General features: G+C 67.5%; 11 protein-coding genes. All 11 read right to left on the bottom strand.

Translation table 11 applies throughout. The annotated features are described in order from the left end of the window. Window positions 1-41: 41 nt before the first annotated feature. A complete protein-coding gene (locus tag VNF92_02630; protein ID HVA56759.1) occupies window positions 42-1,214 on the bottom strand; it encodes a LysM peptidoglycan-binding domain-containing protein in 1,173 nt (390 codons plus the stop codon). A gap of 210 nt (window positions 1,215-1,424) precedes the next feature. Then, the gene (locus VNF92_02625; GenBank protein HVA56758.1) at window positions 1,425-1,922 is read right to left on the bottom strand and encodes a single-stranded DNA-binding protein; all 498 of its coding nucleotides are present in this window, start codon (window positions 1,920-1,922) and stop codon (window positions 1,425-1,427) included. Between the two features lie 114 nt (window positions 1,923-2,036). Then, the gene (rimI, locus tag VNF92_02620) at window positions 2,037-2,552 is read right to left on the bottom strand and encodes a ribosomal protein S18-alanine N-acetyltransferase (GenBank protein HVA56757.1); all 516 of its coding nucleotides are present in this window, start codon (window positions 2,550-2,552) and stop codon (window positions 2,037-2,039) included. After that, on the bottom strand, window positions 2,549-3,244 hold the full coding sequence (gene tsaB / locus VNF92_02615; protein HVA56756.1) for a tRNA (adenosine(37)-N6)-threonylcarbamoyltransferase complex dimerization subunit type 1 TsaB: 696 nt from the start codon (window positions 3,242-3,244) through the stop codon (window positions 2,549-2,551). Before tsaB ends, rimI begins: the two co-directional genes overlap by 4 nt. Next, window positions 3,241-3,735, bottom strand: a complete 495-nt coding sequence (gene tsaE / locus VNF92_02610; protein ID HVA56755.1) for a tRNA (adenosine(37)-N6)-threonylcarbamoyltransferase complex ATPase subunit type 1 TsaE — start codon at window positions 3,733-3,735, stop codon at window positions 3,241-3,243. Before tsaE ends, tsaB begins: the two co-directional genes overlap by 4 nt. Before the next feature lie 12 nt (window positions 3,736-3,747). Then, window positions 3,748-5,802 (bottom strand): excinuclease ABC subunit UvrB, encoded by a 2,055-nt coding sequence (gene uvrB, locus VNF92_02605; GenBank protein HVA56754.1) that lies wholly within the window; start codon window positions 5,800-5,802, stop codon window positions 3,748-3,750. 11 nt (window positions 5,803-5,813) lie between these two features. After that, the gene (locus tag VNF92_02600; GenBank protein HVA56753.1) at window positions 5,814-7,004 is read right to left on the bottom strand and encodes an MFS transporter; all 1,191 of its coding nucleotides are present in this window, start codon (window positions 7,002-7,004) and stop codon (window positions 5,814-5,816) included. 152 nt (window positions 7,005-7,156) lie between these two features. After that, on the bottom strand, window positions 7,157-9,328 hold the full coding sequence (locus VNF92_02595; protein ID HVA56752.1) for a bifunctional (p)ppGpp synthetase/guanosine-3',5'-bis(diphosphate) 3'-pyrophosphohydrolase: 2,172 nt from the start codon (window positions 9,326-9,328) through the stop codon (window positions 7,157-7,159). After that, window positions 9,325-10,029 (bottom strand): DNA repair protein RadC, encoded by a 705-nt coding sequence (gene radC, locus VNF92_02590; GenBank protein HVA56751.1) that lies wholly within the window; start codon window positions 10,027-10,029, stop codon window positions 9,325-9,327. The genes VNF92_02595 and radC overlap by 4 nt, the downstream gene beginning before the upstream one ends. Before the next feature lie 167 nt (window positions 10,030-10,196). Beyond that, the gene (secA, locus tag VNF92_02585) at window positions 10,197-13,478 is read right to left on the bottom strand and encodes a preprotein translocase subunit SecA (protein ID HVA56750.1); all 3,282 of its coding nucleotides are present in this window, start codon (window positions 13,476-13,478) and stop codon (window positions 10,197-10,199) included. Further along, entirely contained in the window at window positions 13,475-14,068 is a 594-nt protein-coding gene (gene nadD, locus VNF92_02580; protein HVA56749.1) for a nicotinate-nucleotide adenylyltransferase, read from the bottom strand. Before nadD ends, secA begins: the two co-directional genes overlap by 4 nt. Between the last annotated feature and the right edge of the window lie 3 nt (window positions 14,069-14,071).

Raw genomic sequence — 14,071 nt, 5'->3', positions numbered from 1 at the left:
TAATCCTCGAAAGTCGTTACAGCATCACGTGCTGCGAAGCGTTACGGCATCTTCGCCGAGAGGCGCGCAAGGACGCCTACGTTGATCGCCGGCTGCTCCTGCGCCGTCACGATCGCCGTGGTGCCGAAGGGCGTCACGCGGACGGCCTTCGCGCGCCCGAGCGGGATTTCCGGCGTCGCGGGATCGGCCAATGAAGCACCGGGCTGGCCTGCCCTGAAGAGCACAAATTCGTCACCTGGCTTCACACCGTCGGCCGCCGTGAGGCCGAGCACCACGTAGCTGTTCACCGTCGGCAGCACGGGGTCGGAGAGCACCCACTTGACCTCTGTCTCCTGCCCGTCGGCAACCGGAGATGGCCGCACCGTGCTCGACGGCGCCGCAGAGTCCATCGCTACGAGGATTTGGTTGGGGCGCAGCTCACCGTAGAGGTTCACGACTTGGGTCATCACGGCGTCGGTGCCCGTGCGGGCCCGTGTGACCTTCAAGACTCCGACCGGGATCATCACCTGGCCAACGCCTGGGATCGACGGCCCTAGACGCAAGGCCATGTACCGCTCGCCCTTCGCGCCCGCGGCGCCGGCCGGCGGATCGACGAGCACGTCGTCGTACGCCTTGAAGATGGTTCGCGAGTCAATCTGGCCCCGCGGATTGACATCGCCGGACTGCATGATCCGTCCGGCACCCGGAATCGTGGTGGCCGAGACGACGTACGGCGCCGCGAAGTATTCGCCGGGGAGTACTGTCGGTGGCGGCGCCGAACGCTCTCCCCGGGATTCCTCGGGGCGAGGCGGCGGCGACTCGCGCTGGAACACCGTCCGGCCCGTCGAGGTGTTCTCCACCGGTTCCGCTACGGCCGTGGTCACCCGGGCAGGCTCGGTCACGGCGACGGCCTTGGCAGCCGTGTCCGTGGGCGGCGGGCCCGCAGGCGGCGTGACCACTGTCACTCCCACGCTCGTCACCGTGCCAGGCAGCTTGAACACCTGCCCGGGATAAATCCAGTGCGGATTGGCGACGCTCGCCTTGTTCAGTTCGTAGATGTCCGGCCACTTGAACGGATCGCCCAGAAACTGTTGCGCGAGGCCCCACAGAGTCTCGCCCTTCACCACGGTATGGCTCTGGGGAACGGATGTGGTGCCGGTCGGCTGCTGGCCGGCCAACGCCGCTGGGGCGATCAGCGCGGCGGCGAGTAGGGCGCCAAGGGTGCGGGTTCGCATGAGACCGGTGGTGTACTCCCTGGCCGCGGGCTAGCCCGCCGCGCGGACAGCTTCGGGAAAGTGACGGGCAGCAGGACGAACGTCCCCCTTGCCCTTTGCCGGCGATGGCTCCACCGCCGCTCGAACAGGACGACTTGGCCGCATAATAGGAAACGGGGCCCCGACACGCTCACGAGGAGGGTGTCCGGAGCCCCGTTCGCCAGGCGATGGTCAGAACGGCAGGTCGTCGTCCTGGTCCTGGAGTGCTTCCGGGAAGTCTTCGAACGACTCGTCGGAACCGGCTCCGGCCTTCGCCTTGGGTGTCGGCGTTCGGCTGGCTCTCGGCGGCGCTTCGCCCTCGAAGTCTCCGCCCCCGCCGCCCCGCGGCGCGCTGAGCATGATCAGTTCCCGCACGTTGATCTCGGTGCTGTAGCGAGTCTGGCCTTCTTTGTCCTGCCACTGACGGTATTCGATCCGCCCCTCGACGAACAGCTTGTCACCCTTGTGGACGTACTTTTCAACGACGTCGGCGAGCTGTGACGACTTGCTGTTCCAGACCACGCAACGGTGCCACTCGGTCTTTTCCTGGCGTTCCCCGTTGGCCCCGCTCCACGCGCGGCTGGTGGCGAGAGAAAACGTCGCCACGCGATTTCCACCGGTGGTCGACCGCACCTCGGGATCGCTGCCCAAGTTTCCGATCAACGTCACCTTGTTCAAGCTCCGACTCACAGTTCCTCCTGGCGAAAAAGGTCCCTACACTCGCCGCGCATATTGTCCAATCCAGTTCACTAACACGCAATCAAATGACTTCCACACAAATACTTCCATTCCGAATATGAGAAACTACTTTAGCCTTGAGGCGACAAGCCGCCGCAACAACAGCGCATCCTCCACTGGCTTCTGATAATACCCCATCCGCCGTCCGATCTCCGCAAACCCGCGCGATCCATAAAGCTTGCGTGCCGCCGCGTTCGACTCCCGGACCTCAAGGTACAGTGCCGTGCACCTTCGCCGTGCGGCTTCGGCCAGGGTGGCATCCAGCAGCCGTCCCCCCACGCCCTTGCCCTGGGCCGCCGGCGAGACGGCCAGGTTCGCGATCTCGCCCTCGTCAGCAGCGAAGATCGCCACAACATAACCGAGCACACCCTGCGGGGCACCCGCTCCAAGGCGCGGCGTGGAACCCGCGTCGCCGGCCGCCGCGGCAACCGGCGGCGTCCTCGCGCACGCGAAGTACACGCGCGGGTCGCCTGGGAGCGCCCGGAATGAGTTGGCCGACCACGGATCACCGAATACGGCCTGCTCGATCACCGAGATCTCCTCGGTGTCGGCAAGCACTGCGGGCTCGATGACTGCACTCACGAGGCCGGGAGTGAACGGCCGTGGTGTGCTTCCCACTTCACCTGCGCCTCGGCCAGGCGGCCGTAGCGTGGCTCCCACGTCGCCAGATCGGCGGGCTCCAACGCGCCCTCCAGCCTGGCCACCCCCCGGGCATGTGGCGCGAGCGCCACCAGCGCGCCATGCGCCACTTCGCCCACCGAAGCCAGGAGCGCGAGCAGATCCTCAGGCGCGGCGATCCGCGCCGGGAGATCGGCTGCTGCCTTGGTCACCGCCTCGAGGGGTCCAAGATAGAAACGGCTCTCCGGCACAACGGTGCCCGATGGCTCGCGCCGGAAGCGCTGGAAGTAGGCCTCGCCGCGCAGCGCATCGAGCGCTCCCAGGTACGAGCCGACGGCGAGGTCCGGCGCCCCAGCCGGAATGAGGGCGAGCGACGACACCCGCAGCAGTTCGGCCCGGCAACCCATCGCGATCCCCTTGGCGATCGACGCCGCGATGCGGAGGCTCGTGAAGCTTCCCGGCCCGTCCCCACACACCACGCGCCGCACATCGCGCACGGCGACCCCCGCTTCGTCGAGCGCCCGGGACACCGCCGGCATCAGTCGCTCGACGTCGCGGCCGCGCATGGCGGTCTCGCCTTCGGCGAGCAGCCGGCCGTCGCCGAACACCGCCACGGTGCCCACGTACGTTGAGGCGTCGAGGGCGAGCGTGATCATCGTGATTCCACGTGGAGCGCCCGCATGGCCGGGGAGGCCGAAAGGTGCGAGAGCCGCACCCGCAGGGCCGCCGCCGGAAGCCGATCGCCAGCTCGTTCGGGCCATTCGACGAGCACCAGCGCCGGCTCGTTCATGATGTCGTCCCAGCCCAGATTCGTCAGGTCCCCGGGGCCCGCCAGTCGGTAGAGATCGAGGTGATACACAGGCGCCCGACCCGACTCGTATCGGTGGACGAGCGCGAACGTCGGGCTGGTCACGTCTTCGGTCACGCCGAACCCGCGACAGATGGCGCGCGCGAGCGTCGTCTTCCCCGCCCCCAGGTCACCTTCGATCGCGACGATCAGCGGGCGGGCGCGCTCCACGCCGCCGACGGTCGCGGTCATCGGAGCTTGGCATTCCGCGCCGAACCGCTCGCCCCAGGCGATGAGTTCGGATTCCGTCAGTTGCGCGTCCGGCATGGCCGCGTGACGGGACGACGCACGTCGTGACACGATGGCGTCTCCTCAGCGGGCAGCGCGGCGGCGCGCAGACGCGCCGGACGGCGCGTCCGTGGCCCCGGAATGCTGCCGGGTCCGGCGGGCGCGCACCTCGAACAGCTGGTCACGCAGTTGGGCGGCGAGTTCGAAGTCCATCTCTCTGGAGGCGGTGCGCATCTGTTCGTCGAGCATCTTCTCGAGAGCTTCCTGGTCCATGGCATCGTACCCGCTCTCCGGCTCGGCGACCCGCTTGTCTTCGCGTTCACCGCGCGCGTCGGCCACGCGGGTGCTGAATCGCACTTCGTCGATGCTCTTGACCACCGACCGCGGAGTGATCCCGTGCTCGAGGTTGTAGGCCACCTGGAGCTCTCGACGCCGGCCGGTCTCATCCAGACAGCGCTGCATCGAGCCGGTGATGCGGTCGGCGTAGAAGATCGCCATGCCCGAGACATGCCGCGCGGCGCGGCCGACGGTTTGAATGAGCGACCGGTCGCTGCGGAGGAACCCTTCCTGGTCGGCGTCGAGGATCGCGACCAGCGAGACCTCGGGCAGGTCGAGCCCTTCGCGTAACAGGTTGATCCCCACGAGCACGTCGAAGTCGCCCAGCCGGAGCCCACGCACGATCTCCATGCGTTCGATCGCGTCTATGTCGGAATGCATATAACGCACCCGCACGCCGACCTGCTGGAGGTAGTCGGTGAGGTCCTCGGCCATCCGCTTGGTGAGCGTGGTGACGAGGACGCGCTCGCCCCGCCGCTCGCGCAGTCGGATCTCGCCCAGCAGGTCGTCCACCTGGCCCCGCACGGGCCGGATCTCGATCTCCGGATCGACCAGCCCGGTGGGCCGGATGATCTGCTCCACGATCACGCCTTCCGAGAGCCGCAGCTCCAGGTCGCCCGGCGTGGCCGATACGAAGATCGCCCGCGGAGTGAGCGACAGGAATTCGTCGAACATTAGTGGCCGGTTGTCGAGCGCGCTCGGCAGCCGGAACCCGTAGTCCACGAGCGTCAGCTTGCGCGCCCGGTCGCCGTTGAACATCCCCCCGATCTGCGGCAGCGAGACGTGCGATTCGTCCACGACCACGAGGAAGTCCTCGGGGAAGTAGTCGAACAGGCACGCCGGCCGCTCGCCCTCGGCACGAAACGAGATGTGCCGCGAGTAGTTCTCGATGCCGGCGCAGGTCCCGATCTCGAGCATCATCTCCACATCGAAGTTCGTCCGCGATTCGAGCCGCTGGGCCTCGAGCAGCTTGCCCGCCTCGCGCAGGACCGCCAGCCGTTGCGCCAACTCGTCGCGGATGAGCCGGACGGCGCGCTCCAGGGTCGGCCGCTGGGTCACGAAGTGCTTCGCCGGGTAGACGGCCGCCGTCTCGAGCACGGCGATCGTCTCGCCACTGAGCGGGTCGATCTTGGAGAGGCGCTCGATGTCGTCGCCCCACATTTCCACCCGCACGCCCTGCTCCTCGTACGCCGGGAAGATCTCCACCGTGTCGCCGCGAACGCGGAACGATCCCCGCTCGAACGCCACGTCGTTGCGGCTGTACTGGATCTTGACCAGCGCGCGCAGGATGTCGTCGCGCGCCATGCGCTGCCCGGCGGTCAGGGTGACCATCTGCTCGCGGTACTGCACCGGATCGCCGAGGCCGTAGATCGCCGACACCGTGGCGACGATGATCACGTCCTCGCGCTCCATGAGGCTCGACGTGGCGCGCAACCGCAAGCGGTCGATGTCCTCGTTGATCGAGGCGTCCTTCTCGATGTACGTGTCGGTTGTCGGCACGTACGCTTCGGGTTGGTAGTAATCGTAGTACGACACGAAGTATTCGACCGCATTGTGCGGGAAGAAGCTCTTGAGCTCGCCGTACAGTTGTGCCGCCAAGGTCTTGTTGTGCGACAGCACGAGCGTCGGCTTCCCGAGGTCGCGGATGACGTTGGCCACCGTCATCGTCTTCCCCGAGCCGGTCACGCCGAGGAGCGTCTGGAATCGATCGCCGCGCCGGAGCCCGGCCGTCAACTCCGCGATTGCCTTGGGCTGGTCGCCGGCAGGGGCGAATGGGGTCTGGAGATCGAACTCGGCAGCCATGATGGGGAAATCTAGTTTTTCGGCTTTTGTTCGGGAAGGGCAACCTGGTGCTCGAGTCCCAACGCCAGGCCGATCGAGGCCAGACAGAGAATCCCCGCCGTCACGAACGGAGACGCCATGCCGTAGCGGTCGAACGCGATGCCGTCCCACCAGGGGAACAGTCCGCGCGCCGCGCCGCCGAAGCTCTGCTGTACCCCCATGTACAGGCCGCGTTCGTTCGCTGGCACGACGCGCGACAGGGTGGCGGTCACGCCGGGGAAGGTGAAGGCCGTGCCGAGCGGCATGAGGGTCATCGCGATCCAGAGAGTCAGATAGGCGTGCGAGAGCGGGAAAAGGATCATTCCCGCACCGAGGAGGACGAGGCCGACACGCGACAGCGGCAGTTCACCGAGCCACTTCACGGCCGGGCCGATCAGCGCGAGGCGGGTGAGCACGCCCATGGCGCCGAACCACATGAAGAAGTATCCGATCGTCTGCTCGTCGACCTGGAAGCGCCGTTGGAGGAACTGGGCGAACACGGCCACCATGCCGTAGAACGCGCCGATGGCCACGGTATAGGTCCAGATGAGGCGGGCGGCCGGGGTGGTGGGATTCCGCAGCACGTGCCAGAGCGCTTCCCGCGTGCCCTGGCCGCGGATCGTGGTGGTGGTCGACGCGGCCTCGCGCGACTCGCGCAGGTACCGCCACGCGAACCCCATGTTGACCAGCGAGAGCAGCGCGGCGGCCAGCCCGGGGGCCGCCTGCCCCCATATTCCGGCGAGCAGGGACCCGGCGGCGGGCCCCACGACGGCGCCGAAGCTCGTCGCCGCGGACAACCAGCCAAGGCTCTTGGCCCGGTCGTCCGGCGCCGCCAGGTCGGTGACGTACGCCTGGACCACGCCCACCGTGCCGCCGCCGAAGCCCTGCACCACACGCGACACGACGAGCAGCCAGAAGCTATTGGCAAACGCGAATATCAGGTACGACACCGCGGAGGTGAAGAGGCCGATGACCAGCGTCGGGCGCCGGCCCCGCCGGTCGGAGAACCGACCCCAAAACGGCGCGCTCACCAGTTGGGCCACCGAGAACGCCCCGATGAGCATGCCGATCGCGGCGCCCGTCGCGCCGAACCGCTCGGCGTAGAACGGGAGGAGCGGAATGACCATGACCAATCCGATCATGTCCACGAGGGCCGTGACCATCAGAACGACGAGTTTTCCCATGGGTCGGCGTGCGGTCGGGGGCTGGCAGCTGGCGAGCGCGGCTCAAGGCAGACGGTCCACCACGGCCAACGGCAGACCGGGAGCCATTAGTGTACGGCGGAGCGCAACCCGTGACAACGCCGCGAGGAGCCGGCGCCCGCCGTTCCGCGCTCCTACTCGTCCGTGGACAGCCGTTCCCGGCGCGCGACCTCGATGATTCCCTTCACCCGGCGCATCGCCTTCACGATCTTCTGCAGGTGGGTCAGGTTCTCGACCTCGACCACCACCGATCCATCGACCTTGCCGTCGAGGGAGCGAAGGTCAAGGCTGCGGATATCGGTGCCGGTGGACGTGACGGCGGCGGCGAGATCGGCGTACATCCCGCGTCGATCCACCCCGTCGAGGGCCAGGCGCACGACGAACCGTTCACCTTCGGCCTCCTGCCAGTCGATCTCCAGCCGGCGCTCCGGCTCGTGTGCGAGGAGCAGCAGGTTCGGGCAGTCACCCCGGTGGATGCTCACGCCGCGGCCGCGCGTCACGTAGCCGACCACGGGATCGCCCGGCACGGGTTGGCAGCATTGGGCATAGCGCACCATGATGCCGTCCACGCCCTGGATGCGCACGCCCTTGGGGCCGCGCATGCGGTCCACCAGACGCTCGATGGCGCTGGGTCGCGTGGCCTCGGTGCCTTCCAGTTCGGGATAGATCTGCTTGAGCGCTGCGGCGATCTGCACGTCGCCCTGCCCGATCGACGCCTGCAGGTGCGTCTCGTCGTTGAGGCCGAGCGCCTTGGCGGCGCGCGCCAGCTGCTCGCTCGACGGCCGCGACAACCGCCGGCGCTTGACCTCACGATCGAGGATGTCCTGCCCGAGCTTGGTGGCAGACTGCTGGGCCTCGCGCTTGAGCACCTGGCGGATCTTGTGCCGTGCGCGCCCGGTGTGGACGTGCGACAGCCAGTCGCGCGTGGGCCGCGCCGCCGCTGAGGTGATGATCTCGACCGTCTCCGAATTGCGGAGCGGCCGCGACAGCGGCGCGATGCGCCCGTTCACGCGCGCGCCGGCGCAGTGCTGGCCGATCTCGGTGTGCACGGCGAACGCGAAGTCGATCGGCGTGGCGCCCTTGGGAAGCTGGATCACGTGCCCCGTGGGCGTGAATACGAAGATCTCGTCCTGGTACAGATCGAGCTTGAGGAATTCCAGGAATTCGTCAGGCGTCTTGGCGTCCAGCTGCAGCTCGAGGATCTGGCGGAACCAGGTGAGGTGGCGGTCGAGTTCGTCGGCGCTCTTGACGTCCTCCTTGTACAGCCAGTGCGCGGCGATGCCGAAATCCGCCGTGCGGTGCATGTCGCGCGTGCGAATCTGCACCTCGTACAACTGCCGGCCGGGGCCGAACACCGTCGTGTGCAGCGACTGGTACCCGTTCGACTTGGGCTGCGCGATGTAGTCCTTGATCCGCTCCTGCACCGGCGTCCACCCGTCGTGGATCACCCCCAGCGCGTGGTAGCACTCGGGAACCGTGTCGACCAGCACGCGGATGGCGAGCAGGTCATAGATCTCCTCGTATGGCTTCTGCCGCTGCGTCATCTTCTTGTAGATGGACCACAGGTGCTTGGGCCGGCCGGTGACCTCGGCGTGCTGGATGCCGGCCTGGGCCAGCGATCGCTCGAGCGGCTCCTTGAACTGGTTGATCAACTGTTCGCGCTCGCCGCGCTTCTGGGCGACTTGCTTGGCCAGCGTCTTGTACGCGTCGGGCTCCAGATGCTTGAAGGCCAGGTCCTCCAGCTCCCACCGCATCTTGGCCATACCGAACCGGTGGGCCAGCGGAGCGTAGAGGTCGCGTGTCTCCTGGGCGATGCGGTGGCGCTTCTCGGGCGGCAACCACTCCAGGGTGCGCATGTTGTGCAACCGGTCGGCAAGCTTGATGATGATCACCCGCGCGTCCTTGGCGATCGACAGCAGGAGCTTGCGGTAGTTCTCGACCTGGCGTTCCTGCGACGACGTCCCTGTGGGCAGCTTGGCGATCTTCGTCAACCCGTCGACGATGCCCGCCACCTCCGGGCCGAACTCGCGCTCGACGTCGGCCACGGTCATCTTGGTGTCCTCGACGACGTCGTGGATCAGCCCGCTCGCCACGGTCACCGAGTCGAGTTGCAGGTCGGCGAGGATCTTCGCCACCTCGACGCAGTGGGTGACGTACGGATCTCCCGAATTGCGTACCTGGCCCGCGTGCGCCTCGGCGCTGAACTGGTAGGCACGCGCCAACAGCTCGCGGTCGAGCCGTTCGTGGGCCGGGACATCGGGGTCCACCCACCCGGGGATCACGTCGTGCAGCGCGGTCGCGGTCACAGGAGGCCGGCCTCGGCAAAACTGGTGTAGCGGCCGCGTCCGATGATCACGTGATCGTGCACCGGGATGTCGAGCAGGCGGCCCGCGGCCACCAGCTGATCGGTGACGGCCCGGTCGTCGGGCGAGGGGGTGGGATCGCCGCTCGGATGATTGTGCACGAGAATGACCGACGCGGCGCGTTCCGCGATCGCCTCGCGGAACACTTCGCGCGGGTGCACGAGCGACGAATTGAGAATGCCGCGCGTGACCGTCACGTCCCGTTCCAACCGATGCTGTGCGTCCAGTACCGCCACGTGGAATTCCTCGACCGGCAGATCTTCCAGCCGCGGCGCGAACGCCGCAACCACATCACGGGGCGACCGGATGGGCACCCCGTCCTCGCGCGACTCCGCAGCCATGCGCCGCCCCAGTTCGAGCGACGCGTGGATGGTAATCGCGCGCACCATTCCTACCCCCTGCACCGCTCGCAGAGCCGCCACCGGTTGCATGGCGATGCGCCGCAGCGACCCGCCCGCCATGGCCAGCACCTCCTGCGCAAGCCCGAAGGCTGGCCGCCCCGCGCCCCCCGGCCCCAGCACGATGGCCAGCAACTCCGCCGACGACAGTGCGTGCGCCCCCAGGTCGATCAGCCGCTCGCGCGGACGTTCTGACCGGGGCAACTCCTGAATAGTAAGCTTTCGGGCAGGGGACTGGCTAGACATTCGATGGTTCCTCCGGGGCGCCGACAACGGAATGTGTTGTCAGACCGAAGGATGCCGAACCGGGCCGGGATCGCCGGCATCGAAAACGCGCACCGGGGGCTGCGGCTACTCCACCGCCCCGCAGGGCACCGCAAGCGCAGCGGGGCGGCTCAACGCCGCCCCGTCGTCTATCCCATCGCCCCGTGGCACTTCTTGAACTTCTTTCCGGAGCCGCACGGACAGGGGTCGTTCCGCCCGACGTTCGACCAATCGGTGGCGCCCGGCGCGGGCTGGGTGAGCGTCCGGGGGCGCCCGGCCCCGACGACCACCGGATCGCGCCGGACTGCGGTCTCCGACGGAGGCTCGCCGGGTCCGATGTCGAGCGTCTCGTCGCTGCCGGTGCCATCCGGCCGTTCGGCCGGCGCCTCTTCCATCACGCCCAGCGCATTGAACCGCTTCTTGGGCGCCGCGGGTGCCTGGCGTGGCGGCGGAGCAGCCGCGGGCGCCGGCGCGGCGAACTGCAGCTGCACACGCAGAAAGCGCTCCGCGAACGTGGTGTAGATGTCGGCCATGAGGTCCACGAACATCGCGTACGCCTCGGCCTTGTACTCGACCAGCGGATCCTTCTGGCCCCACGACCGATACTGGATGGAATTGCGGAGCTGATCGAGGTCGTAGAGGTGGTCCTTCCACTTCTCGTCCAGCACGTTGAGCATGACGAGCGACAGCAGGCGATCGGCATAGCCCCCGTGGTCGTCTTTGAACTGCTCGAGACTCTCGTACTTGGCGGCGAACGCCTTGCGCCCCGCTTCGACCGCGGCCTGCACGGCGTCGGCGACGTTCGTGGGCCGCAGATCCGGCGTGTCGAACTCGGGCACCGCCAGCAGGTAGTGCATGAGCAGATCCTGCTGGATCAGCGGGATGTCCCAATCCTCCGCCATCTCGTACTCGGCCAACGCGGCCTCGACGCGCGCGCGCAGGGCGCGTTCGACCATGCGGAGCGCCTCCCCTTTGGGCTCCTCGCCGCCCTCGAGCGCGAACGACCGCAGCGAGTAGATCACCTCGCGTTGCTGGTTCATCACGTCGTCGTATTCGAGCAGCCGTTTGCGGGCCTGGAAATGCTGCAGCTCGACGCGCTTCTGGGCCTGCTCGATGGACCGCGTGATCATCGAGTGCGTGAGGACCTCGCCCTCCTGGGCGCCCAGGCGGTCCATGAGCTTGGCGATGCGGTCGGATCCGAACAGCCGCATCAGGTCGTCTTCGAGCGAGAGGAAGAACTGCGACGCCCCCGGATCGCCCTGGCGGCCGGAGCGGCCGCGCAGCTGGCGGTCGATGCGCCGAGACTCATGCCGTTCGGAGCCGATGATGTGGAGGCCGCCGGACTCCATGATGTTGGCGTCCTTGCCGTCGAGGTCCGTGATCTTGGACGGCTTGGGTTCGGTGACGCCCGATCCGAGTTTGATGTCGGTGCCGCGGCCGGCCATGTTCGTGGCGATGGTCACCGCGCCCGGCTGCCCGGCGCCGGCCACGATCTCGGCCTCACGCTGGTGGTACTTGGCGTTGAGCACGTTGTGCACGATGCCGCCGCGCTGGAACAGCTTGGCCAGCGTCTCCGATGCGTCGACGCTCGTTGTACCGATGAGCACCGGGAAGCCGAGCGCGTGAAGCCGCTTGGTCTCGTCGACGATCGCGTTGTACTTCTCGCGGCGCGTCTTGAACACCAGATCCTGGCGGTCGTCGCGGATCACCGGTTGGTTGGTGGCGATGACGGCCACGTCGAGTTTGTAGATCTCGAAGAATTCGCGTTCTTCCGTTTCGGCCGTGCCGGTCATGCCGGCCAGCTTGGAGTACATGCGGAAGTAGTTCTGGATCGTGATCGTGGCGAGGGTCTGCGTTTCCCCCTTCACGGTCACGCCCTCCTTGGCCTCCACGGCCTGGTGCAGGCCCTCCGACCAGCGGCGGCCCGGCATGGTCCGGCCCGTGAACTCGTCGACGATCAGTACCTCGCCTTCCTGCACGACGTAGTTCACATCACGCTCGTAGAGCGCGTGGGCCCGCAGCAGCTGATGGATGATGTTGAGCTTCTCGCTCTTGGCGGCGAATTCGATTTCCAGTTCGCGGCGCTTCTGGAGCCGTTCCTCGGGCGACAGCGCGGTGTCGTGGTCCACCCGGTGCGTGGTCTCGGAGATGTCGGGGAGGATGAAGGCCATGTGGTCGCTGGGCGACATGAAGTCGATGCCGCGATCGGTGAGGTGCACCGAGTGGCCCTTCTCGTCGAGCACGAACAGCAGGTCTTCTTCGAGTTCGCGGTACTGCTGCTTGGATGCCGGCAGCCGGCGGTCGGCGATGTAATCCAGCTCCATGCGCTGGAGCAGGGTCTTGTTGCCGGTTTCCTGCAGCACCTTGAGCAGCCGCTTGTTCTTGGGGCCGCCGAGCTGCGCCTTGTAGAGCTTCATGCCGGCAGCCGCGGTATCTCCGGTTGCGAGGTCGCGTTCGGCGTCGCCCACCAGGGTGTTGACCAGTTCGGTCTGCTTGCGTGACAGCCGGGCCACGGCGGCGTTGTGCTCGAAGTAGCGCCCGTCGTTGTCGTTGCCCACGGGCCCCGAGATGATGAGCGGGGTGCGCGCCTCGTCGATGAGCACCGAGTCCACCTCGTCGACGATCGCGTACACGTGGGCCCGCTGCACGCGCTGGTCGAGTTGCACGACCATGTTGTCGCGGAGGTAGTCGAAGCCGAACTCGTTGTTGGTGCCGTAGGTGATGTCGGCGAAGTATGCGGCGCGGCGCTCGGCGGTGCCGGGCTCGGTGTCGTCGAGGCAGGCGACGGTGAGCCCCAGGTACTTGTACACGTGCCCCATCCACTGCGCGTCGCGGCGGGCGAGGTAGGAGTTCACGGTCACGAGGTGCGCGCCCTTGCCGGGCAGCGCGTTCAGATACAACGGGAGCGTCGCGACGAGCGTCTTGCCTTCACCGGTCGCCATTTCGGCGATCTTTCCGAGGTGCAGCTCGATGCCGCCCATGAGCTGCACGTCATACGGCACCATGTTCCATTCCATCTCGTGCCCGGTGACGAGGACCGTCGTCCCGAGCAGACGCCGGCACGCCACCCGGACGGTGGCGAACGCTTCGGGGAGCAGTTCGTCGAGCACTTCGGCGGTGGCATCGCGGAGTTTCCCTTCGACGCCGCCCTTGCCGTCGGCACCGCTCAACTCGTCGTCGATCCGTTCGCGTTCGAGGGTTTCGCTGGCGTGGTGCTTGGCCTCGCGCAGCTCGGCAGCCCGCTGCTCGAGCGCTTCGGTGCGTTGGCGAATGACGTCGCGAAACTTCTGCGTCTGGGAGCGAAGTTCCTGCTCCGATACGCGTTGCAGCCGTTCGTCGTGCTCGTTGATCGCATCGACGATCGGCTGGATCTTCCTGCGCTCCCGGTCGTGGCGGTTGCCCACGACGGCGGAGATGACTCGCTTGATCATGCAGTCCCCTGTCGGTACAGCCCAGCCGTGGTGATGAAGTCCGCCACGGCCTCGGTCACAAATCCGCGGAGCGGCTTGCCCAGCCGCACCCGCTCGCGAATCTCGGTGGACGACACGTCGACTCGCCGCGTTTGCAGCGGGATCACGGCCGAGGCCGGCACGCCCGCCGGCGGTGGCGCGATCTCGACCCCCACCCGCCCCATGACGGCCAGCCGAGCCAACCGGGCAATCCGCGCCGGCTCGCGCCAATGCGCGAGGGTGGCGAAGGCGTCCGCTCCGACGAGGAAGACCCGCTCCGCGTTCGGATACCGCTCGGCAAATGCCGCCAAAGTGTCAACCGTGTAAGATAACCCCCCGCGGTCGATTTCGATGGCAGACACTGAGAATCGGGGATCCCCGTCGACGGCCAGGTGCACCATCGCCAGCCGGTGCTGAGGGGAGGCCACGAAACGCGCCGCCTTGAGCGGTTGCGCGGCCGCCGGGACGAACACCAGCCGATCGAGCGCCAGTTCTTCGAAGGCATCGCTCGCCGCCAGCAGGTGCCCGACGTGGGGAGGGTCGAAGCTGCCACCGAGGACGCCGAGGCGCATCGG

The sequence above is a fragment of the Gemmatimonadaceae bacterium genome, assembly GCA_035533015.1.
GTDB lineage: Bacteria > Gemmatimonadota > Gemmatimonadetes > Gemmatimonadales > Gemmatimonadaceae > JAGWRI01.
The sequence above is the reverse complement of the archived record's forward strand: the minus strand, read 5'-3'. Positions and strand labels throughout refer to the sequence as shown.